24 protein-coding genes and 1 pseudogene are annotated in these 21,964 nt (G+C 71.4%); 10 read left to right on the top strand and 15 right to left on the bottom strand.

Features of this window, described 5'->3' with window-relative positions; all coding sequences use genetic code 11:
* Position 1 precedes the first annotated feature (1 nt).
* The 8 genes from AWQ71_RS04765 to AWQ71_RS04730 all read right to left on the bottom strand — a co-directional run bounded on the left by AWQ71_RS04765 (position 2) and on the right by AWQ71_RS04730 (position 6,819).
* Positions 2-1,471 (bottom strand): MFS transporter, encoded by a 1,470-nt coding sequence (locus AWQ71_RS04765; RefSeq protein ID WP_067127151.1) that lies wholly within the window; start codon positions 1,469-1,471, stop codon positions 2-4.
* Positions 1,472-1,548: 77 nt separating this feature from the next.
* Positions 1,549-2,037 carry a MarR family winged helix-turn-helix transcriptional regulator gene (locus tag AWQ71_RS04760; protein WP_067127148.1) on the bottom strand — a complete coding sequence of 163 codons (489 nt, stop codon included), beginning with the start codon at positions 2,035-2,037 and terminating at the stop codon, positions 1,549-1,551.
* Between the two features lie 64 nt (positions 2,038-2,101).
* Positions 2,102-2,902, bottom strand: coding sequence for an ABC transporter permease (locus AWQ71_RS04755; protein WP_218001641.1), 801 nt, complete (start codon positions 2,900-2,902; stop codon positions 2,102-2,104).
* Positions 2,895-3,680 carry an ABC transporter permease gene (locus AWQ71_RS04750; protein ID WP_084258512.1) on the bottom strand — a complete coding sequence of 262 codons (786 nt, stop codon included), beginning with the start codon at positions 3,678-3,680 and terminating at the stop codon, positions 2,895-2,897. The genes AWQ71_RS04755 and AWQ71_RS04750 overlap by 8 nt, the downstream gene beginning before the upstream one ends.
* Entirely contained in the window at positions 3,677-4,603 is a 927-nt protein-coding gene (locus AWQ71_RS04745; RefSeq protein ID WP_218001640.1) for an ABC transporter ATP-binding protein, read from the bottom strand. The genes AWQ71_RS04750 and AWQ71_RS04745 overlap by 4 nt, the downstream gene beginning before the upstream one ends.
* A 90-nt stretch (positions 4,604-4,693) precedes the next feature.
* A complete protein-coding gene (locus AWQ71_RS04740) occupies positions 4,694-5,206 on the bottom strand; it encodes a GNAT family N-acetyltransferase (protein ID WP_067127144.1) in 513 nt (170 codons plus the stop codon).
* A 61-nt stretch (positions 5,207-5,267) separates the two neighbouring features.
* Complete coding sequence (locus AWQ71_RS04735; RefSeq protein WP_067127141.1) at positions 5,268-6,020, bottom strand: phytanoyl-CoA dioxygenase family protein; 753 nt, start codon at positions 6,018-6,020, stop codon at positions 5,268-5,270.
* A gap of 58 nt (positions 6,021-6,078) precedes the next feature.
* The gene (locus AWQ71_RS04730; protein ID WP_067127137.1) at positions 6,079-6,819 is read right to left on the bottom strand and encodes an SAM-dependent methyltransferase; all 741 of its coding nucleotides are present in this window, start codon (positions 6,817-6,819) and stop codon (positions 6,079-6,081) included.
* Positions 6,820-6,963: 144 nt separating this feature from the next.
* Here AWQ71_RS04730 and AWQ71_RS04725 point away from each other — a divergent pair.
* Together AWQ71_RS04725 and AWQ71_RS04720 are read left to right on the top strand one after the other, a co-directional pair.
* Positions 6,964-7,137: pseudogene (locus AWQ71_RS04725) on the top strand (response regulator transcription factor); the annotation flags it as partial.
* A 380-nt stretch (positions 7,138-7,517) separates the two neighbouring features.
* On the top strand, positions 7,518-8,285 hold the full coding sequence (locus AWQ71_RS04720) for a GNAT family N-acetyltransferase (protein WP_067127130.1): 768 nt from the start codon (positions 7,518-7,520) through the stop codon (positions 8,283-8,285).
* Positions 8,286-8,425: 140 nt separating this feature from the next.
* Here AWQ71_RS04720 and AWQ71_RS04715 read toward each other — a convergent pair whose 3' ends face one another.
* A complete protein-coding gene (locus AWQ71_RS04715; RefSeq protein WP_084258510.1) occupies positions 8,426-9,142 on the bottom strand; it encodes an SDR family NAD(P)-dependent oxidoreductase in 717 nt (238 codons plus the stop codon).
* Between the two features lie 111 nt (positions 9,143-9,253).
* Complete coding sequence (locus AWQ71_RS04710) at positions 9,254-9,934, bottom strand: NADPH-dependent F420 reductase (RefSeq protein WP_067127657.1); 681 nt, start codon at positions 9,932-9,934, stop codon at positions 9,254-9,256.
* A gap of 72 nt (positions 9,935-10,006) precedes the next feature.
* Between AWQ71_RS04710 and AWQ71_RS04705 the strand changes: the two genes are divergently transcribed.
* The 6 genes from AWQ71_RS04705 to AWQ71_RS41325 all read left to right on the top strand — a co-directional run bounded on the left by AWQ71_RS04705 (position 10,007) and on the right by AWQ71_RS41325 (position 14,431).
* The gene (locus tag AWQ71_RS04705; protein WP_067127127.1) at positions 10,007-10,429 is read left to right on the top strand and encodes a MarR family winged helix-turn-helix transcriptional regulator; all 423 of its coding nucleotides are present in this window, start codon (positions 10,007-10,009) and stop codon (positions 10,427-10,429) included.
* A gap of 417 nt (positions 10,430-10,846) precedes the next feature.
* On the top strand, positions 10,847-11,248 hold the full coding sequence (locus tag AWQ71_RS04700) for a TOBE domain-containing protein (RefSeq protein WP_067127654.1): 402 nt from the start codon (positions 10,847-10,849) through the stop codon (positions 11,246-11,248).
* A gap of 18 nt (positions 11,249-11,266) precedes the next feature.
* A complete protein-coding gene (gene modA, locus AWQ71_RS04695; protein ID WP_067127124.1) occupies positions 11,267-12,061 on the top strand; it encodes a molybdate ABC transporter substrate-binding protein in 795 nt (264 codons plus the stop codon).
* 100 nt (positions 12,062-12,161) lie between these two features.
* Positions 12,162-12,923, top strand: a complete 762-nt coding sequence (gene modB / locus AWQ71_RS04690) for a molybdate ABC transporter permease subunit (protein ID WP_084258579.1) — start codon at positions 12,162-12,164, stop codon at positions 12,921-12,923.
* Positions 12,920-13,966 (top strand): ABC transporter ATP-binding protein, encoded by a 1,047-nt coding sequence (locus AWQ71_RS04685; RefSeq protein WP_084258509.1) that lies wholly within the window; start codon positions 12,920-12,922, stop codon positions 13,964-13,966. The genes modB and AWQ71_RS04685 overlap by 4 nt, the downstream gene beginning before the upstream one ends.
* 285 nt (positions 13,967-14,251) lie before the next feature.
* On the top strand, positions 14,252-14,431 hold the full coding sequence (locus AWQ71_RS41325; RefSeq protein WP_157570174.1) for a hypothetical protein: 180 nt from the start codon (positions 14,252-14,254) through the stop codon (positions 14,429-14,431).
* 221 nt (positions 14,432-14,652) lie between these two features.
* Here AWQ71_RS41325 and AWQ71_RS04680 read toward each other — a convergent pair whose 3' ends face one another.
* Entirely contained in the window at positions 14,653-15,651 is a 999-nt protein-coding gene (locus AWQ71_RS04680; RefSeq protein ID WP_245658108.1) for a radical SAM protein, read from the bottom strand.
* Between the two features lie 286 nt (positions 15,652-15,937).
* On the opposite strand from AWQ71_RS04680, the gene pdxR reads away from it, so the two are divergent.
* Entirely contained in the window at positions 15,938-17,446 is a 1,509-nt protein-coding gene (gene pdxR / locus AWQ71_RS04675; protein WP_067127118.1) for a MocR-like pyridoxine biosynthesis transcription factor PdxR, read from the top strand.
* A gap of 31 nt (positions 17,447-17,477) precedes the next feature.
* Here pdxR and AWQ71_RS04670 read toward each other — a convergent pair whose 3' ends face one another.
* Positions 17,478-18,452 carry a helix-turn-helix domain-containing protein gene (locus AWQ71_RS04670; RefSeq protein WP_067127116.1) on the bottom strand — a complete coding sequence of 325 codons (975 nt, stop codon included), beginning with the start codon at positions 18,450-18,452 and terminating at the stop codon, positions 17,478-17,480.
* 71 nt (positions 18,453-18,523) lie between these two features.
* Here AWQ71_RS04670 and AWQ71_RS04665 point away from each other — a divergent pair, with 71 nt between their 5' ends.
* Positions 18,524-18,847, top strand: coding sequence for a cupin domain-containing protein (locus tag AWQ71_RS04665; protein ID WP_067127646.1), 324 nt, complete (start codon positions 18,524-18,526; stop codon positions 18,845-18,847).
* Positions 18,848-18,913: 66 nt separating this feature from the next.
* Here AWQ71_RS04665 and AWQ71_RS04660 read toward each other — a convergent pair whose 3' ends face one another.
* The 3 genes from AWQ71_RS04660 to AWQ71_RS04650 all read right to left on the bottom strand — a co-directional run bounded on the left by AWQ71_RS04660 (position 18,914) and on the right by AWQ71_RS04650 (position 21,779).
* Positions 18,914-20,884, bottom strand: a complete 1,971-nt coding sequence (locus tag AWQ71_RS04660; protein WP_067127113.1) for an elongation factor G — start codon at positions 20,882-20,884, stop codon at positions 18,914-18,916.
* 191 nt (positions 20,885-21,075) lie between these two features.
* Positions 21,076-21,528 (bottom strand): hypothetical protein, encoded by a 453-nt coding sequence (locus AWQ71_RS04655; protein ID WP_067127110.1) that lies wholly within the window; start codon positions 21,526-21,528, stop codon positions 21,076-21,078.
* Positions 21,525-21,779 carry a hypothetical protein gene (locus AWQ71_RS04650; protein WP_067127107.1) on the bottom strand — a complete coding sequence of 85 codons (255 nt, stop codon included), beginning with the start codon at positions 21,777-21,779 and terminating at the stop codon, positions 21,525-21,527. Before AWQ71_RS04650 ends, AWQ71_RS04655 begins: the two co-directional genes overlap by 4 nt.
* Between the last annotated feature and the right edge of the window lie 185 nt (positions 21,780-21,964).

Below are 21,964 nucleotides of genomic sequence, written 5' to 3'. Positions count from 1 at the left end.
GTCAGGCGGCCGTGGTCCGGGTGGCGGCGGGGACGGGCTCTCCGGGCCGCTCACTCGGCCGCCGCAGTACGGCGAGGGCGACGGCGAAGGCCACGGCGAGTAGTCCGGCGCCGACGGCGAAGGCCAGGCGGTAGCCGCCGGTCAGCGCGACGGCCTGGCTCATCCCCTCCGCGAGCAGCCCCTCGGTACGGGAGGCCGCCAGCGTGGACAGCACCGCGACCCCCATGGCCATGCCGACCTGTTGCGTGGTGTTGAACAGCCCGGAGGCCAGGCCCGCGTCGCCGTCGGCCGCGCCGGACATGGCGAGCGCGGTCAGCGCCGGAAGGGCGAGGCCGAAGCCGGCGGCGAGCAGCATCACCGGCAGCAGGTCGGTCACGTAGTCCGCGTGCACGGGGACGCGGGCGAGCAGTCCGAGGACACCGACCAGCAGGGCCAGTCCCGCGAGCAGGACGTTGCGCTCGCCGAAGCGGGCGTTGAGCCGAGTCGAGACGCCGAGCGAGACGGCGCCGATGAGCACCGCGGCCGGGAGCATCGCCAGCCCGGTCGCGGCCGCGCCGTACCCGAGGACGTTCTGCAGGTACAGGGCGAGGAGGATCTGGAAGGCGAACAGCGCGGCGACCATCAGGACCTGCACCAGATTGGCCCCCGAGACGGCGCGGGAGCGGAAGATCCGCAGCGGCATGAGCGGGGAGCGCGCGGTGGCCTGGCGGGCGACGAACGCGACGAGCAGCGCGACAGCGAGAGCGCCGGAGCCGAGCGTGACACCCGAGGTCCAGCCGCGCTCCCCGCCGGTGACGACGGTGGAGATGCCGAGCATCAGCCCGGCGGTGATCAGGACGGCGCCGAGGACGTCGGCCCCGGCCGCGAGTCCGATCCCGCGCACCGCCGGCAGCGCGTACGCCCCGGCCGCGAGCGTCGCGAGCCCGATCGGCAGGTTGATGAAGAAGATCCAGTGCCAGTCGAGGGCGTCGGTGAGGACGCCGCCGAGTACCTGGCCGATCGAGGCGCCGGCCGCGCCCGTGAAGCTGAAGACGGCGATCGCCCGAGCCCGCTCCCGCGGCTCGGTGAAGAGCGTCACCAGGATGCCGAGGCCGACCGCGGAGGCCATCGCGCTGCCGACGCCCTGCAGGAATCGGGCGGCCACCAGCACGGCGGGCGTGGTGGCGGCCCCGGCGAGCACGGAGGCGGCGGTGAAGAGCGCGGTGCCGGCCAGGAACATCTGTTTGCGGCCGACCAGGTCGCCGAGCCGCCCGGCGAGCAGCAGCAGGCTGCCGAAGGCGATCAGGTACGCGTTGACGACCCAGCTCAGGCCGGCGGGGGAGAAGCCGAGATCGCTCTGGATGGCGGGCATCGCCACGGTCACGATGCTGCCGTCGAGGACGACCATCAGCGTCCCGGTGGCGATCACGCCGAGGGCGATCCGCCGCGATCGGGCCGGTGCCGATGAGGGGGCCGATGAGGGGGTGGACATGGGAGGTCCCTCCTGTCAGACGAGACGACAAGAGAGACCGTAGCAGATAGTTCCGTTGCAGACTATCTTTCTCGGTTCTACTTTCCGCGCTGGCGGGCCCGCCGTACCGGCTGGGGGCTCTCCACGGGCGCGGCCAGGTGACCGTCCGCGAGCCGGTTCAGCGCGCGGACCAGGACCTCGCGCTCGTCTTCCGGCAGTGCGGCCAGCGCCTCCGCGTGGACCCGGTCCACGATCTCCTGGCTGTGCCGGGCGACCCGTGCGCCCTCCTCGGTGACCGCGATGATGCGGGCGCGCCGATCGGTGCTGGAGGGGCGGCGCTCGGCGAGGCCCGCCTCCTCCAGGGCGTCCACCGTGACGACCATCGTGGTCTTGTCCATGTCGCCGATCTCGGCGAGCTGGATCTGGGTGCGCTCCTCTTCCAGCGCGTGGACCAGCACGCAGTGCATCCGCGCGGTCAGCCCGATCTCGGCGAGCGCGGCGGCCATCCGGGTCCGCAGGACGTGGCCGGTGTGGTCGAGGAGGTACGACAGGTCCGGTTCGGTACGGGTCGGCGCCATGGCGGTCATAGCCGCAGCATAACAATCCGATCCGTCGTGGATTATCCGCTGGCAGACGTCCTCGGGGATCCGATCATGTTCCCGTGCTCTGGTAGTGCCGGAGCTGGCGGGACCAGATCCGGTAGGCGAGGGCGAACAGCGCCACCCCCAGCAGGGGACTCCCGTACGCCACCGGCGCGGGCACGTTCAGCTCGCCGGTCCGGTCCAGCAGCACGCTCGCCGGCACGTACGCCACGAACGCCACGGGCAGCACGAACGTCAGCGCCCACTGGGCGGCGCCGCCGAAGACGCTCATGGGATACGACCCGAACTTGCTGAACAGGTCGTCGGCGAACGCCCGCACCCCCAGCGTGTTCCACGTGCGCAGCGCCAGTGACGCCAACGCCAGCGACACGGCCGCCTCCACCAGCGCCCCGCCCACGACGGCCGCCAGGCAGAACAGGATCGAGGCCGGCCCCAGCGGCGGCAGCGCCACCACCAGGAGGACCAGCCCCGCCAGCAGGTCGCCGAGCTGTCCCACGCCCAGGCGCTTGGCCATGATCTGGACGAGCGGGTTGAGCGGACGCAGCAGCACCCGGTCCAGCTCTCCCTCACGAACCAGCCAGTCCAGGCCGATGAGACTGCTGAACGGCAGGACGTAGAGCGCGTGCGCGGTCAGGCGCATGCCGTACAGGAACGCGATCTCCCGCAGGCTCCAGCCGCCGACCGCCGGGAACGTGTGCATGACGACCCACACGAAGGCGAAGCCGCTGCCCTGGTAGGCCACCCCGGCGGCGATGCCGATCACCAGATTCAGCCGGTACTGCAGTGCGCCGCGCATGGCGGCACGCTGTAACCGCCAGTACAGGCGCAGCGCGCGCACGACCTCAGCCACCCTGGATCACCACCTTGTGGTGGGCCCGTCGCCATATCGCCCACAGCACCCCTGCCAGCGCCGCGATCCACCCGATCTCGACGGCCACCGCCCGGCCGATCTGCCCGCCCGAGAGCTGCCCCACGTAGACGGCCGCCGGGACGTAGCCCATGTACTTGAACGGCAGGGCGTCGGCCAGGACGCCGAGCGCCCCGGGGAAGAACGACAGCGGCACCATCGTCCCGGCGAAGAAGTGGCTGACCAGCCGGTACAGCAGCGAGATCGCCCCCGTCTCCAGCGTCCAGAAGCCGATCACACAGATGAGCAGCGACATCATCACCGAGATGACGTAGCCGAGCGCCAGCGTCGCCGCGTAGCCGATCGGGTGCTCGGTGGGGGTGATCGTGCCGACCAGCAGCACCACCGGGATCGCCGGGGCGAGCATCAGCAGCCCTCCAGCGGTGTGCCCGGCCTGGAACGCGGCCATCTGGGGCAGATAACCGGTCGGCCGGGACAGGTCGAAGAACACCGTGCCGGTGCGGATCCGGAAATGCGCGATCATCGGGATGATCGGGGTGGTGACGAACGCCTGGAGGTTGGCCAGGCTCAGGTAGGCCAGCAGCGCCTCCAGGGTGAGCCCCCGGGGGTCGGACTCCCGGCCGCTGTAGAGGGACGTCCAGACCATGCGCAGCAGGAACACCTGCGCGACCAGCGCCACCACACTCATGATCACGTCGCTGCGGTAGGCGAACTGAAAGCGCATCCCGACGCGGGCCATCCCGGCCAGCGGGCGGATCACCGCTCGCTCTCGGCGTAGATGCGGGTGATCACGCCCTCCAGGTCGGGCTCCCGGATCGACAGGTCGCGGATGGGGTGCTCGGCGGCGACCTGGGCGATCAGTTCGGGTATCGGCCGTCCGGCCGCGATCTCGAATGTGCGGGTCTCATCGTCGGCCAGCTCGACCACCAGCCGCCGCGGCGGCGCGTAGGCCGTGACGAGATCGTCGATGCCACCGTCGTACAGCACCCGGCCCTTGTCGATGAGGATGATCCGCTCGCACAGCGCCTCGACGTCGGCCAGGTCGTGCGTGGTCAGCACGACGGTGGTGCGGCCGAGCCGGTTGGTCTCGGCGATGAACTCCCGCACCGCCTGCTTGGCCATGACGTCGAGGCCGACGGTCGGCTCATCCAGGTAGAGGATGGGCGGGTCGTACAGCATCGCCGCCGCCAGGTCGCCGCGCATCCGCTGGCCGAGGCTGAGCTGGCGGACCGGTGTCTGCAGGAAGTCGTCGAGCCCGAGCAGGTCGCACATGCGGCGCAGCGATCCGGCGAAGCGGGCGGCGGGCACGTCGTACAGGTCGCCGACCAGGCGCAGGGAGTCGATCAGCGGCAGGTCCCACCAGAGTTGGCTGCGCTGGCCGAAGACCACGCCGACTGCTCTGGCGTTGGCCTCGCGGTCCCGCCACGGCACCCGGCCGTCCACCTCGATCAGGCCGCTGGTGGGGGTGAGGATGCCGGTCAGCATCTTCACCGTGGTGGATTTGCCCGCGCCGTTCGGGCCGAGATAGCCGACGATCTCGCCCGCGGAGATCTCGAAGCTGACGCCGTCCACGGCGGTCCGCTCGTCGTATCGGCGGGTCAGGAGGGTGCGCAGGGGGCCGAGGGGGCCGGAAAAGGTGTGCGGGCGGCGGAAGACCTTCGTCAGCGACTCGACCCTGATCATGGCGACATCCTTCATGCGGAGGATGTCGCCTGGCAACTGTTTTCTTCCGGCCCCGGCCGGCCCGCGAACGGTCGGCGGGGCCGGACGTCGTCAGGAGTCCGCGGGGGAGATCCGCATCTCCAGGACCTGGCCTGGCCACTCGCCGACGACGAACTCGACGGTCCGGGAGAACCCGACGCTCTCGTAGTACCTGACGAGCCTGCCGTCGTCGCCGGCGTAGCAGTCGACCCGCAGCAGGCCCACGCCGCGCCGGGCCGCCTCCTCGCGGGCCCAGCCGAGCAGTGCGGCGCCCACACCCCGGCCGGAGAACCGGCGGTCGATCACGAGCATCTGCACGTACAACTCCGGCTCCGGCGCGGGGGTCACGTACGGCATGGCGGCGCCCACCACGATGCTGCCGGCCGGCTCACCGTCGATCTCGGCGATGCGCACGTCGCCCTCCGACGCCCGGCGGGTGACGCTCTCGATCCTGGCCGCGTCGGTGGAGAACGGCGTACTGCCCCACTGGCCGGTGCGCCCCTGCTCGGTCAGCCAGGCCACCGCGCTGTCGAACATGCCGAGCATGGCCGGAACGTCGGCCGGACCGCCCTTTCTGATCTTCATCGGGCGATCCTAACAGCGGTCCGACGAACCGCCACGATGTCCCCGAAGCCGGATGAAACGGTCACGATCGACCGCCCCGCGTCACCTGGTCGAGCGGCGTGGAGCCGCCCGGGCTGAGCGGCGTCCGCAGGAACATCGGGACCTGCGACATGAACCGGGGCCGGCTCCCGCGATGCCGCTGGGCCGCGTGGACCAGGAACGGGTGGCAGATGTAGGCGTCGCCCGGCAACCCCGTGGCGAGCGCCTCCGGCCGGTGCGCGGTCGCCTCGTCCAGGATCGGCCCCGACTCGAAGAACGGCAGGCCGCCCTCGCCGTACGGCTCCAGCACCCGCGCCGCGTCCCGGTGGGAGCCCACGCGCAGGCGGGTGGGCGCGTCGTCCGGGCCCACCTCGGAGAACAGGAGCAGGAGAAGGAAGGTGTGCGACCGGTCGGTCACCACGCCCCAGGCGTTGTCCGGACCCGGGACGTTCTGGTCGATGTGCCACCCGGCGTCGCCGGAGTCCTCCGGATGGGGGAAGCGCACCGGGGTCATCCCGATCACCGGGCGCGGCGCCCAACCGCCCACGCCCGCGACCAGATCGAGCGCGTCGGTGAGGCGGGCGGCGTGCATCACCTCGCCCAGCGCCCCCTCCCCGGTCGGCTCCACCCACACCACCGGGCGGGTCCACTCCTGCGGGCGTTCCGGCGACAGGCCGAGGCGCTCCCACAGCAGGGCCAGGGCGCGCTCGCCCGTCTCGCGCGGGAACGCCTCCTCGACCTTGAGGAACCCGTCGGCCGCGAACCGCTCGATGGCGGAGTCGTCGAAAGGAGTCACGGCCGGACCCTAGAGCCCGCCGCGCGCCGGAGGCGACCGGTTTTTCCTCCGCAGGCGCTCAGCACGGGCGGACGACGAACACGCCCCAACCCAGGTGCCGCCGGCCGTACGCGAGATGGGAACGGCGGGAGCGCTCCAGGAAGGCGCGCACCTCCGCCGCCTCCGGGTCGCCGGGATTGGCACGCAGCCAGTCGCTGAGCGCCCACCACTGCGGAGCCATGTAGCGATCCCAGCTGTCCTGGTCGGCCAGCACCATCTCGATCAGCTCGACCCCGGCGGCCTCGAACCGGTCCAGCGTCTCAGGCAGCGTCCCGAACGACGCGGCCTCCACCTGGAGCGCCGCACACGCCTCCGCCGGAGGCGGCGAGATCCAGTACGGCTCGCCGACCAGCAGCAGCCCACCGTCGCGCAGCCCGGGACGCATCAGGTCGAGCGTGCCCGCGAGGCCGCCGCCGATCCAGGTGGCGCCGATGCAGGAGACGATGTCGTACGCCCCGGGCTCGACGGCGTAGGCCCCGGCGTCGCCCCGCTCGAACCGGACCCGGTCGGCCACGCCCAGCTCCTCGGCGCGTTCGTGGGCGGCGGAGAGGAAGACGTCGCTGATGTCGACGCCGACGCCCTCCGCTCCGTGGTCGGCGGCCCACCGGCACAGCATCTCGCCCTTTCCGCAGGCAAGGTCGAGCTGCCGCACGCCCGGCGAGACACCGCAGATCTCGGCGAGCAGGGCCATCTTGTCGTGGGTGAGCGGGTTGAGGATCCGGTTCCGGGCCTCGGAGATCTCGTGGAAGCGCAACGACATGGGGGCCATCCTGTGCCCCCACGCCCCCTCCCGGCGACGGGTTTTCACCCCACCGCGAGCCCGCGCGGCCGGGGGAGCGGCGACCCCTCATGACGCCCGGCGCGGAACAGACCAGTCATCGTGACGGATTCGGCGGGCGAGCCGACCCCTCAGGAGCTCCAGGTGGTACGGCTGGCTGTCACAGGAGCCTCCAACCGCGAGATCGGCGCGCAGCTGTTCCTGAGCCCGCGCACGGTCGCCTACCACCTGTACAAGGCCTTCCCCAAGCTGGGCGTCTCGTCCCGTGGGGAACTGGCCAGGCTGGTTCCGTTGACCTAAACACGGGCGGGTCCAGCGCAATGACGGAGCGGAGACCAGCCGCAGGAGCCGTGGATCCCACCCGAGCGCATCCGCGTGGCGCGTGACAGCGGGCCGGGACAGCCGAGACGCAGAGAAAAGCACTTGCTCGCCCCCGCCGGCCGTGGAAGAGTGGCGCGCGCTCTGCGATCTCGCAGACGGACTCACGGTGAGGAACGACAGCCAATGATCTCGGCGTCCCCCAGCGGCCGCCACCGGCACTGAGCGCCCGCTCCCCAGCGGCCAGCGGCCTCAGCCTGTCGCGCATGGCGGCCCCATGATTCGGTGCCGAACGCACCGCCGGTTCGCCCTGCCCGAGTTCGCCTCGGGCTCATCCTGAGACTTCGTGAGGTCAACCCACCATGGACATCCAGGTCCAGAGCTTCGCCGTCGCCAACCTCCGCCGCCGCCCCGTGGTCGTTGAGATCGGCGGCTTCGTCGCGGGCTTCAACCCCGACACCGACAGCCCCTACCTCAACTACGCGACCCCGCTGCCCGGCACAGAGCCGACCGAGCGGGACGTCGCGGCCCTGATCACGTCCTTCCGGGAGCGTGGCCTGCTGCCGCGGCTGGAGTTCGCACCGCAGGCCGCCCCTGCCGTGGCGCCGGCGCTGCGGGCGGCGGGCTTCGGCACCGAGGCCGTGCACGAGTACCTCGTCTGCACCCCGAGCACGCTGACGGCCCCTCACCTCACCGACGCACCGCGTGTGGAGACCCCGGCCACCGACGAGGAGTACGCCGCGCTCGACGCCGCCCTCGGGGAGGCATTCGGCGGACCCTTCGCCTCCTCCCCGCAGGGTGTCGCCCTGCTGCGGCGCACCCAGCAGAACGGTGGTGCCGTGCGCTTCGTCCGCGCCCCGGACAGCGGCTGTGCCGGCGGGGCGTCCTGCTCTCCGCCGGCCGAGGACACCGCCGAGCTGTCCGGCGTCGGAACCCGTCCGGCCTACCGCGGCCGCGGCATCGCCGGCGCGGTGACCGCCGCGCTGACCGGAGCGATGTTCGCCCAGGGGGCCGCCTCGGTGTGGTTGGAGTACTCCGGCGACGGCTCCCGCCGCGTCTATGAGCGTGTCGGCTACCGGCCGCGGGGCACCCGCCTCTACCTCTCACTGCCCACGGAGCAGCGGCACTGATCGCACTGACCCGCTCGGGGGGCGGCGACCTGTCGCCGCCCCCCGAATGGCGCGCCGCCGGCGGTCCAGTAGCTCGGCGATGACGCCGTACGCGGTGCGTTCCGGGTCTGCGTCCGGGCGCCCGCTTCCTGTGACACCGGTCAACGCTGGTCGCCGCCGGCGTCCGAGGTGGCGCCGACCGTGACGCCTTCCCCAGCGGGGACGCTGCGGCCGCTGTGGAGGACTTCCCGTTGCCATTGCTGTCGCGGCTGGGTGTGCAGCCGCCAGTAGTGTTCGGCGATGTCATCGGGGTCGAAGGCCGTACCCGGAGCGACGGGGCCGTCGACGGTGACGCTGGCCACGTGGACTCCGGAGGGCCCGTATTCCTGGTCGAGCAGGTCCACCAGCGTTCGCACTCCGGCCTTGCCGAGCGAGAGGCTGACATATTGCGATTTCGGCTCGGGCATTCCGCCGGTGATGATGAACGAACCGCTCCCGCGCCGCGCCATCGCGGGTGCGATGTGGGCGGCGGCGGTGAGCGCGCCGACCACGTTGACCGCCCAGGCGTCCAGCTGGGCGCGCGCCGGCAGCTGTCCGGGCGTGTCCGCCTGGATGATCGCCGCGTTGTAGACCACGACGTCGGGGAGGCCGAGCTCATCGGACGCCGCGTCGAGGGCAGCGCGCAGCGCCGTCTCATCGGCGCTGTCGGCGGTCAGCGCGACGACGGGCACGCCGAAGGCGGAAACCGCCTCGGCCGCGTCGGCGAGTGTTCCGGCGCTCCGTGCGATGAGGGCGATCGGCAGGCCCTGGCGTGCGAATCGGCGGGCGACCGACCGGCCGATCCCTGGACCGGCTCCGATGACCACTGCTCCTGGCATAACTGACTCCTTAGCTGGATGACTGCTGATAATCGGGACCGCAGTCGGCCGATGCCTGGCCGGCTTCTCCCTCGGACGCTGAGGCGGGTCGGCCAGGCGTCGTGCCCGACATCAGCTGGGGATGGCGACGGGGGCAGGCGCCAGGCTCGCCGAGATCTGAGCGGTCAGGTCGGCGGGGGTGAACATGTGGGGGAACAGAACACCGCCGGGGTCCAAGGGCGCCGACTCGGCGAGGGTGCCGATGTGAACAGGGACGAAGCCGGTGGCTCGTACCAGAGCATGAACGATTCCGCTGGCCTCAGGATCGTCGCCGACGACCGCCATGGCCCAGAAGCCCGGCTGGGCGGAGCCCCGGTAGGCGAGGGACTCGTCCATCACGTGGGAGAAGGCCCGGACGATCGTCGACTGCGGCAGGCGCTGGGCGGTGCGGGTTCCCGCGGTCAGGCCCGAGGCGAGTGTCGAGATGATCCGTCCGTCCGCGGAGACTCCCATGGGATTGCTCGCGTCGATGAGGATCTTCCCGGCCAGGTGTGCGGCCGTGGCCGCCAGGACCTCGTCGACGGCCTGGTAGTTGAGCGCGTTCAGGACGATGTCGGCGGTGGCCGCGGCCTGCTCCAGCGACGCGGCCTCGGCCCGGGGCCCCAGCTCGCCGGTGAAGGCGAGGAGCTTTTCCGGCGTTCGGACGCCGAAGGTCACGTGGTGGCCGGCGTCGATCCAGAAGCGGCCGATCGCCCGGCCGATCGGACCGGCTCCGAGAATCCCCAGCCGCAGTGGAGTGGTTGAGTTCTGCACGAGCAAGACCTTAAAGCTTGAATTATTCAAACTGCAAATGTCCTAGCTTGAGGTAGTTGCTAGGATGGAGGCATGGACAGTGGCGAGGAGCGCGACTTGGCCGCCGAGCGGGAGATCTGCGGACTGGTGGCAGAGCTGGCGCGACGCATCGACGACCACGTCCGCCGGCGCGTGGTCGAGCTTGAGCTGACCGGGCCACAAGCGGTCGCGCTACGTGAGCTGACCGGTCCGATGACGATGCGGGAACTCGCGCTGCGGATGGGGTGCGAGCCGTCCAACGTGACCTACATCGCCGACCGTCTGGAGAAGCAGGGCATCATCGAGCGGCAGGCCCATCCCCACGACCGCAGAGCCAAGCGACTCGCCCTGACCGCGCAGGGCGGCGCCCTGCGCGAGCAACTGATCAAAATTCTGTCCCAGGGCTCGCCGCTGGCCGGTTTGTCCTACGAGGAGCAGAAATCCCTTCAGGACCTGCTGCTCAAAGCCGTGCGCTGACCAGTGAGCCGATATCCATACGTGCCTCCACGTGCTCGCGGTCGTCTCCGGCCAGGTCGCCGGCCTTGCCGCAGAAGATGTCCTTGCTCGCGCTGTTCCAATTTCTCCGTGGCTGTCAGGCCTTCGTTGATCTCGCGGCAGCTCGTCAGCGAGGCAGCCGCAGATGATGGTGCGCATCACTCGGCCGAGTTCTTCGATGACCTGGTAGGTGGGGTGCTCGGGGCCGCCGCGGGCGAACCGGTGCAGCATCTGGTGAGACTCGGCGGTGCGCGGTCGCAGCGCGGTGGTGGGTGATCAGGTCCCGGTCGATGGTCGTGAGGGGCCGCGCGGGTGCGATGGGGGCGCCAGTCTCGGTGTCGCTATTGCAAGGGCAATATGGTGTTCATGCTGGAATGTGCGAAGGTATGGTGATTGTTCGTGACGACGTTCCGGATCAGTGAGGCCGCCGTTCTGCTCGGTGTCAGCGCCGACACCGTGCGCCGCTGGGTGGACTCCGGCCGGCTCGCCGCCCAGCGGGACGAGTACGGCCACCGCCGGGTGGACGGCCGGGATCTGGCCGCCTTCGCGCGCGGCCAGATCGAGGACGAGAACGGCTCGGGTCACTCCTCGGCCCGCAACCGCTTCCGCGGGATCGTGACCGAGGTGATCAAGGACGCGGTGATGGCCCAGGTGGAGATCGCGGCTGGGCCGTACCGGGTGGTGTCGCTGATGAGCCGCCAGGCCGCCGACGAGCTCGGCCTCGAACCGGGCGTGGTCGCGGTCGCCGTGATCAAGTCCACCAACGTCGTCGTGGAGATCCCGGACAGCACACGCGTGTGAGCCAGTAAGGAGCCCCCCTTGTCAAGGCGTCTCTTCCGATGGGCCGTCGCGGCCCCCCTCGCCCTCGTCCTCGCCGCCGGCCTGACCGGCTGCGGCTCCGGCACCGCGGACACATCCGCGCCCGCCTCCTCCGGAGGCGCGGCCAAGACGCTGACCGTGTTCGCCGCCGCCTCGCTCACCGGCACGTTCACCGAGCTGGGCACGACCTTCGAGGCGGCCCACCCCGGCACGACGGTGAAGTTCAACTTCGGCTCCAGCGCCACGCTGGCCCAGCAGATCACCCAGGACGCCCCCGCCGACGTGTTCGCCGCCGCCAGCCCGGCGACGATGAAGACCGTCACCGACGCCTCCCTGGCCGGCCAACCGACCACGTTCGTCCGCAACAGGCTGGAGATCGCCGTACCGGCCGGCAACCCGGCCAAGGTGAACGGGCTGAAGGACCTGGCCGACCCGAAGACCAAGGTCGCGCTCTGCGCGGAGCAGGTCCCGTGCGGAGCGGCCGCCGTCAAGGCGCTGGACGCGGCCGGGCTCACGGTCACCCCCGTCACGCTGGAGCAGGACGTCAAGGCCACGCTGACCAAGGTCGAGCTGGGCGAGGTCGACGCCGCCCTCGTCTACAAGACCGACGTGATCGCGGCCGGGGACAAGGTCCAGGGCATCTCCTTCCCCGAGGCAGAGAAGGCGATCAACGACTACCCGATCGCGGCGCTGACCAAGGCGCCCGCCGGCGACCTGGCCAAGGAGTTCGTCGACCTGGTGCTGTCGCCGCAGGGCAGGGACGTGCTGACCAAGGCCGGGTTCGACGCCCCCTGAGAACGCCGTGACACTGTCCACCCGGTCCACCCCGCCGACCGCTCAGGGCGAAGCCCGTCGCCGTCCCGGGCGGTCCGGCGTGTCCGGGCGTGTGCCGTGGATGCTGCTGGTTCCCGCCGTCGTCGGCATGGCCTTCCTGGTGCTGCCGCTCGCCGGGCTGCTGGCACGCGCCCCCTGGGCCACGCTGGCCCGGCGGCTGGCCGAGCCGCAGGTGCTCGAAGCCCTGCGGCTGTCGCTGCTCACCGCCACCGCCGCGACGGCCGTGTGTCTGCTCCTCGGCGTGCCGCTGGCCTGGCTGCTCGCCCGCGTCGACTTCCCCGGCCGCCGCCTGGTCCGCGCGCTGGTCACCGTCCCTCTCGTGCTGCCGCCGGTGGTGGGCGGCGTCGCGCTGCTGCTGGTGCTCGGACGGCGCGGCCTGATCGGCCAGTGGCTCGACGACGCCTTCGGCGTCACGCTGCCCTTCACCACCGCGGGGGTCGTCGTCGCCGAGGCGTTCGTCGCGATGCCGTTCCTCGTCATCAGCGTCGAGGGCGCGCTGCGCGCGGCCGACCGGCGGTTCGAGGAGGCGGCCGCCACCCTCGGCGCCTCGCGCTGGACCGCGTTCCGCCGGGTCACCCTGCCCCTCATCGCCCCGGGTGTCGTGGCCGGAGGCGTCCTGTGCTGGGCCCGCGCGCTGGGCGAGTTCGGGGCCACCATCACCTTCGCCGGCAACTTCCCCGGCAGGACCCAGACCATGCCGCTCGCCGTCTATCTCGCCCTGGAGACCGAACCCGAGGCCGCCATCGTCCTCAGCCTCGTACTGCTCGCCGTCTCCGTGATCATCCTGGCCTGCCTGCGCGACAAGTGGGTGAACAGCCCGTGACCCGGCCCACCGCACTCGACGCGCGCCTTGTCGTCGCCCGGCCCGGCTTCACCCTCGACCTCGACCTCCAGGTCGCCGCCGGCGAGGTCGTCGCCCTGCTCGGCCCGAACGGCGCGGGCAAGACCACCGCGCTGCGCGCCCTCGCCGGGCTCACGCCGCTGGCCGAAGGGGGCCGCATCAGCCTCGACGGCCACCCTACGCACACCCTTCCGGCCGAGCGACGGCCCGTCGGCATGGTCTTCCAGGACTACCTGCTCTTCCCGCACCTGTCCGCGCTGGACAACGTCGCCTTCGGGCCGCGCTGCCAGGGCGCGGGACGCGCCGAGGCCCGCCGCGCCGCCGCCACGTGGCTGGAGCGCGTCGGCCTGACCGACCACGCCTCCGCCAAGCCCCGGCACCTCTCCGGCGGCCAGGCCCAGCGGGTCGCCCTGGCCAGGGCGCTCGCCGTACGGCCCCGCCTGCTGCTGCTGGACGAGCCGCTGGCCGCGCTGGACGCGCACACGCGGCTGGAGATCCGCTCCCAGCTCCGCCGCCACCTGTCCGACTTCGACGGCGCGACCGTCCTGGTCACCCACGATCCGCTGGACGCCATGGTCCTGGCCGACCGGCTGGTCGTCATCGAGAACGGATCCGTCGTCCAGCAGGGGACGCCGGGCGAGGTGGGCCGCCGCCCGCGCACCGACTACGTCGCCCGCCTGGTCGGGCTCAACCTTTACCGAGGCCACGCCGACGGCCCGCGGGTCACGGTCGAGGGCGTCCAGTTCAGCGTCGCCGAACGCCTCGACGGCCCCGCCTTCGTCGCCTTCGCGCCCTCCGCCGTCGCGCTCTACCGCTCCCGGCCGGACGGCAGCCCGCGTAACCTCTGGGAGGCCGTGATCGACGGCGTCGAACGCCACGGGGACAACATCCGCATCCACCTCGACGGGCCGATCAGCGCCTTCGCCGACGTCACCCCCGCCGCCGTCGCCGACCTGGACCTGGCCCCCGGCCGGCGTGTCTGGGCGTCCGTCAAGGCCACCGAGACCCACGCCTACCCGGCCTGACCCGGCCCTATCGCCCGGGTCGCGGCGGGCATGGATGAGGCCGCCGCCCCGCGGAGCACCGCAGGACGACGGCCCCGGTCTCAGGTTGTGGACCGCGCGCCCCGGATCGGCGCGTCACGGTCCGCGGTCATGCGCGGCTACCACCGCCAGTGGCGGAAGCGCCAGCCGCCATCCCAGTGACGGTGCCCGCCCCAGTGGCGGTGACGCCAGCCGCCGTCCCAGTGACGGTGCCAACGCCAGTGCCGGAACCCATGGCACCGGCCGTGCCAGCACGGGCTCCCGTGCGTGGCGGATGTCGTGGTCATCGTGGTGGACGCGGGCACCGCCGACGTGGTGGCGACCGTCGCCGCGGGTGCCGCGCTCACCGGTTGCGCGGGCAGCGTCACGGGGACGACGAGAGCGGAAGCCGCCATCGCCCCCGCGGCCAAAGCGTGCCTCATCATGAGCGATCACCCCGTGTCGTGATGGTTTCGGCTGCCAGACCCGGCCTGGCTACGGAGCGTCGATTCGGTCGTACGGGAGCCGTACGAAAGTCGCCGAAACGGCGTGCCCATCACTTTCACGCTAGGCACGCCGGACGGCCGGGCGCATCCAAGGGAGGCAAAACCCCTGTCGAGAGTGGTTGCCCCAAAGCCGGAGAACCGTGCTTGACGCAGGACGCCCTTTCGGCCCGCGTTCCGGAGCGATCAGGCGAGCGTGAGCTGGCGGGCGGGGGAGCGGCGCCGCCGCCAGCGGCGGTCGCCCCGGCCGATGCCGTACGTCTCGGCGAGGCCGCGCACCTGGGCGGCGATCCGCGCCCGATAGCCGGCTTCCGCGGTGGAGCCCCTGCCGTACAGGGCCTGGTAGCGCGGCAGGAGGCCCGGGTGCTCGCGCTCCAGCCAGGACAGGTACCACTCGCGGGTGCCCGACGGCAGCCGCAGCACCATCGGCGTCACGCTCACCGCCCCGGCTTCCGCCGCCCGGCGCACCGTGGAGCGCAGGTGATCGGGGGAGTCGGTGATCAGGGGGAGGATCGGCGCCATCAGCACCCCGCACGGGATGCCCGCCTCGTTGAGCGCGGCGCACACCTCCAGGCGACGCTGCGGCGTCGCGGCGCCCGGCTCGACCGAGCGGCGCACCCGGTCGTCCACGAAACCGACGGGGACCGTCGCGCGCACCGGCGCGACCTTGGCCGCCTCCCGCAGCAGGTCGAGGTCGCGCAGCACGAGCGGGCTCTTGGTCATCACGGTGAACGGGTTCCCCGCGTCGGCGAGCGCGCGCAGGATCGGCGGCATCAGCCGGTAGACCTCCTCCACCGGCTGGTAGCAGTCGCCGGCCGCGCCGAGCACGACGGGCTCGGCCTCCCACCGCGGTGACGCCAGCTCACGCCGGAGCCGGTCGGCCAGGCCGGTCTTCACCACGATCGTGGAGGCGAACCCAGCGCCCGCGTCCAGGCCGATCCCGCGGTGGTCGCGGCGGGCCGCGCAGTACGCGCACGCGCCCTCGCACCCCCGGTAGGGGCTCACGCCCCACCGGTACGGCAGCTCCGCCGCCCCCGGGACCCGCTCGACGGCCGTCCGCGCCGCCACCTCATGGCAGGTGACGCCGCCGATGGCCCGGGTGACCGCCTGCCGCTCGATCCGGGGGCGTTCGACCGGTGGGGACGCGCTCCCGGCGTCGAGGAGCGACTCCTGCACCGCTCGCATGAGGTTCAGTAGAACACGCATTCGACGGCTTTGCCAGGCGAATCGGCGGTCCCGGCCCCTACGAGGCCATGGAGATGTTCCAGAGATCGGCGTACCGGCCAGCGTGGCGCAGCAGCCGTGCCGCGGATCCCATCCCGAAATCGGCATCCGGGTGGCGGATGAGGATCGCCCTCTCCGGTCGTCCGCACCGAAGATCACCAGCAGCGACCTCACCTGGAGCTCCCACGCCGCCTCGGCACGAGAGCCGATTCCCGGCGACCTGGTTGGGCCAAATACGCTGCGGACCATGGACTTCCATGTGAGCCTCGCGGGCCGGGGTGACCTCTCCGCCCGGATCTACCGGCAGATCGTGGACGCCATCCTCGACGGGCGCCTCCGGCCGGGCGAGCGACTGCCGCCGTCCCGCGAGCTGGCCGGGCGGCTGGAGGTGTCGCGCAACACGGTGGCCCTGGCGTACGAGCGGATGGCCGCCGAGGGCTTTCTCGAAGGCCGGGCCGGGGCGGGGACCTTCGTCACCCAAAAGGCGCTGCCCGGCCGCCCGGCCGCGTACGGCGGGGCATCGCCGCGACGGCGGAAGGCGGGCGCGGTGGCGCCGCGCCGGCTGTGGCAGGAGCTCACGACCCCGGTCGGCGGGGACGGCGGCGCCCCGCCCGGCTACGACTTCCGGGTGGGCGCGCCCGACCCGCGGCTGTTCCCGCTCGCGACCTGGCGGCGCCTGGTGGCCGGCGAGCTGCGCCCCTCCGTCGTCCACGCCGCCGCCTACGGCGACCCGTCCGGGCACCCGGGACTGCGCGCCGCCATATCCCGCTATATCGGGATATCGCGTTCGGTGCGGGCCGAGCCCGACGACATGCTGGTCACCCAGGGGGCCCAGCAGGCGCTCGACCTCGTCGGCCGGGTGCTGATCGAGCCGGGGGACCACGTGGCCGTCGAGGAGCCCGGCTATCCCCCCGCCCGCCTGCTGTTCCGCTCCCTCGGCGCGCGCGTGACCGGGGTCCCGGTGGACGCGGAGGGCCTGGACGTCGCCGCCATCCCGGCCACCGCGCGCCTCGTCTACGTGACGCCGTCCCACCAGTTCCCGCTGGGCACGCCGATGTCGCCCGAACGCCGGGCCGCCCTGCTCGACTGGGCGGAACGACGCGGCGCCACCGTGATCGAGGACGACTACGACAGCGAGTTCCGGTTCGGGGGACGGCCGCTCGAACCACTGCACAGCCTTGACCGCGCCGGCCGCGTCGTCTACATCGGATCGTTCTCCAAGACCCTGCTGCCGACGCTGCGCGCCGGCTTCCTGGTCGCGCCCGCGTCGCTGCTGCCCGCGCTGCGGCGCGCCCGGCAGCTCGCCGACTGGCACGGCGACGTCGTCACCCAGTCAGCGCTGGCCCGGTTCATCGACGAGGGGATGCTCGGCCGGCAGATCCGCAAGGCCACCCGCGAGTACGCCGTCCGCCGCGACCTGATCCTCACGACGCTCCGGCGTGACTTCGCCGGCCTGCTCCAGGTGATGCCGTCCGCGGCCGGCCTGCACCTGTGCGCCCGGCTCGTCCCGTACGCCGACGAGGACGCGGACCTCGGCGCGGTGATCGCCCGCGCCCGGGAGGCGGGCGTCGCCGTGGAGAACCTCGCCGCCTACTGCGGGGAGCGTCCGGCGCGCCACGGGCTCGTCCTCGGCTACGGCGGGATCCCGGCCGAGCGCGTCGAGGAGGGCCTGCGCCGGCTCCTGGCCTGCTTCCCACCCCGGCGGACCCGCCCGGAGCCGTCCGCCGGTCGCGACGCGGATATCCGGCCCACGTGAACGGGGTTGCCGTCGTGCTCGCCGACACGCCTCAGCCGCTCGGCTGCGTGCCGCCGGTCTGGCCGCCGAAGGAGCGGCGGTAGGCGGCCGGCGTGGCGTGCACCATGGCGTGGAAGCGTCTGCGGAGGTTGGCCGCAGAGGACAGGCCGACCCTGGTGGCGATCGTCTCCACGGGGAGGTCCGTCTCCTCCAGGAGGGCGCGAGCCGCCATCACACGCTGCTGGAGCAACCATCGGCCGGGGCTGGTGCCGAGCTGGTCGGCGAATCTCCGGGCGAGGGTTCGCGGTGAGATGTTGGCCTGGGTGGCGAGGTCGCTGACGGTGACGGGCTCGTGCAGCCGCTCGGTGGCCCAGTCGAGGACAGGGGCCAGGGACTCCGTCGGGCGGTCGGCATGAGGTGGAGCGGCGTACTGCAGCTGCCCGCCCTCGCGATGCGGCGGCATGACCATGTGCCGGGCGATCTGCGCGGCGTGGGCTGCGCCGTGATCGGTTCGGGCCAGGTGCAGGCACAGGTCGATGCCGGCGGCGGTGCCCGCGCTGGTGGCGATGTCACCCAGGTCGATGTAGAGCGCGTCCGGCTCGACCTGGATGTCGGGGAAGCGGGTGGCGATTTCGGCGGTCATCCGCCAGTGGGTTGTCGCCCTGCGGTGGTCCAGCAGTCCTGCCTGGGCGAGGAGGAAGGCGCCGGAGCAGATCGCAACGAGGCGGGCGCCGCGCCGGTGTGCCTGCCGTACCGCGTCGATCACGGTGGGCGGGGCGGGTTGTTCGCGGTGCTGCCAGCCGGGGATCACCACCGTGTCCGCGACCTCGAGGGCCGACAGTCCGTGGCTCACCGCCATGTCGTAGCCGGCCAGGGTCGGCACGGCGCCCGGGCGCTCCGCGCACACGTCGAACGCGTAGCGGGAGGGTAGACCGGGCCGACTCATGCCGAAGACCTCGGCGGCACACGCCAGCTCGAACGTGGACTGCGGTGGCAGGACCAGGGCGACCACGCGGTGAACACTCATGGCAGAAAAGTATCTGCCGGCGTCATTCCTGACGCTGGTGCGGAGCGAGACCTCCCGTGACGATTGGCTTCATGACGCAAGAGTTCAGTGATGTCCAGGTCCTGCACGTTGACGAGGTCGAACCGGTGGAGGTCGTTCCCGGGATCGTTCGGCGGCGCTTGCCGGCCACCGAGTGGGCTCGCGGGTGGATGTACGACTTCGCTCCAGGGACGGAGTGGCCCGAGGTGGACGTCCACGAGGGCGAGGAACGCTATTACGTGGTGTCGGGGGAGTTCATCGACCGAGGGCGGCGCCTCGGGCCGGGCAGTTATGTGGTGTTCGCGCCCGGCAGCACGCACCGCCCGCGTACGGAGACCGGCGCACGCATGATCGGAATCAGCATCCTCACCCGCTAGGAACCGCGTCCCGATTAGCGAAGCAGCAGACCGTGGGGACTGTCTGATCATTCCTGCCATCGTCGGCTAGACCCGCCGCATGACGTGCAGCAGGTATTCCTTACGGTTGATCGGATTGAGATCCGACCGCGGTCGGCTCGGAGGCGCGCCACGGACCGGTTCGTAGTGGTCGAAGGCGAATTCCAGCACACCTTCACCGCGCGTCAGCGCGTACAGCTGTCGCTGCAGCTCGTGCACCCGAGCCGCCGGGATCTCACCTTCGAGCACGCACGCCGGACCCCGTATTTCCGGAACTCGTGGAACGGCACGCAACCGTGCGAGCACGGGCAGGATCGCTCCGACCGTGTCTGCCGGGACATCGAGGTGGAAGCGGTGGACCGGCTCGCACACGACGGTTCCGGCCTGCTGCAACGCGCTCATCAGCACCAGCGGCGTCAGGAGGCGGAAGTCCCTCGCGGTGCTCTCCGGGGACGTGTAGCCGGACTGCGTTATGGTGACCGTGCAGTCGGCGACCTGCCATCCCCGGAGGCCTTGGCGCAGGGTTTCCCGCACCGTGTTCTCGATCGCCTTCTGGAATTCCTCGACCGCCTTGTAGATGAAGAGCGGAATCGACCCGACCTTCACTTCCAGCTTGACGCCCACGCCGGAACCCGCGGCGGCCGGTTCGATCCGCAGCCCGACCGTGGCCAGGAACGGGTTGGGCTCCTTGCCGAGTACTTCGACGGCCATCCCGGTGCCGATCGGCCGTTCGACGCAGATCGTCGTCGTTTCGCGGAAATCGACGTCGATGCCGAAGTCGGTCGCCAGTGTCTCCTGGATGACCTCCTTCTGCACTTCGCCGTAGAGCGAGAGGAACAGCTCCTGCCGGAGGTCGTCCTGCCGCAGGTTGATCAGCGGGTCCTGTTCGGCGAGCTGGGTGAGCGCGACGTGCAACGCCCCCTTCTCCTCGGGGCGTCGGGGAACGACGGCCGTTTCCAGCGTGGGCGGGGCGAACCGGTGGCACTCCGCGGCCGTACGCGATGTGCCGATCGCGTCGCCGACCCGGACATCGGCAAGTCCCCAGAGTTTTCCGATCTCTCCCGCGGTGACCGACGCACGCGTGACGGCCGACCCGCGATCGAAGACATGGACCGCGGTGACCTTCCCCTCGTTGTCCCCGCGGAGTCGCAGTCGATCTCGCGTTCGGACGGTCCCCGAGAACACGCGGACGTAGGCGATCTTCTCGCCGGCTGGACCCCGCTCGACCTTGAACACGGTGGCGGAAACAGGTCCGTCGACGTCGCCTTCGGCTGCGGGCAGAAGCTCAGTGATACCGGTGATCAGCGCGTCCACGCCCGCACCCGTGATCGCCGAACCGAAGAACACCGGATGCGCCAGGGCCCGCTTGGTCTGCGCCGCGAGCTCGTCCCGGAGCCGGTCGTACGGAACCGCCGTCTCGTCGTTGACGTACGTGGCCACGATCGCATCGTCGTGGCCGGCCAGTAGATCGGTCAGCGCGGTGGTGAAGGCGTCGTCGGCCGCGCCGTACGTTGTGAAGCCGGCGGCGCGCGCGCCGAGGTCGCGGACCGATCCCATCGGCATGATGGCAGGCGTCAGTTTCGCTGAGATGTCCCGCAGGACGCGTTCATCTTGGGCGCCGCCGCGGTCGATCTTGTTCACGAAGATCAGGGTGGGGATGCGCAGCCGCCGCAGCGTCCGCATCAACACCCGGGTCTGCGCCTGCACCCCTTCAACGGCGGAGATCACTAGTACGGCGCCGTCAAGCACGCTCAACACTCGCTCCACCTCGGCGATGAAATCCGGGTGGCCGGGCGTGTCGATCAGGTTGACCGTGACGCCATCGATGGCGAAGGACACGACGGCGGACTTGATCGTGATGCCGCGTTGCCGTTCCAGCGCCATGGAGTCGGTCTGGGTGCTGCCGTCATCGACGCTGCCGATCTCGTCGATGACACCGGCGGCGAAGAGCAGCCGCTCGGTCAGGCTTGTCTTACCGGCGTCTACATGCGCCAAAATCCCTAAGTTCAGCGTTTGCACGAAGCGTCATGCCCTCTGGATCGGTGGAAGCTCTCTTCTGGGTGGACATGAACGCTTCGCGCATTTCCGGCTCCTCGCTCGATCGGCTGTTCGTCGGGAGTACAACAGACGGCGCCCCGGGGGGCAACCCATTTGCTGGTCATCTCAGCGGCCACCGTCACAGCCCGGTCAGCCCGCTGACCTGCGCCGTTCTAGGAGACGCGGGTGGAGGCCATGATCCAGTTGGTCTCCCAGGACTGCCCGCCGTCGTAGGAGAACGCCTGCTCCCACCGGCATGAATCCGGCGTGATCCGGGACCAGAGGAACCGCACGCGGATCGGGCGGCCGTCGTCGGTGTCGTCGGCGTAGAAGGTGCCGACCCCGTCGACGAACCGGCCGACGACCGGAACCGGATCGAGGCCGCGCGTGCTGTTGATCCAGTGGATGGACCACTCGTCCCGCTCGGCGTCGTACAGGCGGATCGTCGCGCCGTCGAAATCCTTGGTGGGGAAGGTGATCTCGTCGAAGTTGCCCGCGCCGCCGAACACGCTGTGCGCGACAGACCTTCCGGGAAACTCCTCCCACTCGCTGCTGCCGGCGCCTCGCTTCACCAGCCTGCGGTTGGCCACGTTCCAGGTGCCGATGTAGAAGTCGAAGTCGTTCACAGACCCACCGGTCCTTCCGGGCGCGTGTTGGCGAGCAGGCAGGCGCCGGTGTCCGCGCCCCTGTGGAGGACGACCCAGCCGGCGGGGGAGTCGTCGGCAGGCGGAGGCACGAGTCGCGGCGGGAACACGTCCGCCTTCTCGACCTCGGGCTCGGTCTCGTGGCCGGGCCGGTCGACGTGGTCGCGCTCGTAGGTGCGGCCGCCGACGATAACGGGGTCGAGCGGCCGCATGGTCTTCTCGATGAATGCCATGAAGCGGACCGTATGAGACCTCCACTGACACGTATTGTCAGTGGATTCGAGCTTCTCGTCGAGCCGCTACACGCCGCTGGCATCCCCCTGTACGGCGACGCCGGACACCATGGCGGCTACCGGCTTCTCGACGGCTTCAGCGCCCGAGAGGAATGGCTTCCCTCTTCGTGGTTTTATCGTTACGG

Origin of the sequence: Microtetraspora malaysiensis (genome assembly GCF_001528665.1) — a bacterium.
GTDB lineage: Bacteria > Actinomycetota > Actinomycetes > Streptosporangiales > Streptosporangiaceae > Microtetraspora_A > Microtetraspora_A malaysiensis.
The sequence above is the reverse complement of the archived record's forward strand: the minus strand, read 5'-3'. Positions and strand labels throughout refer to the sequence as shown.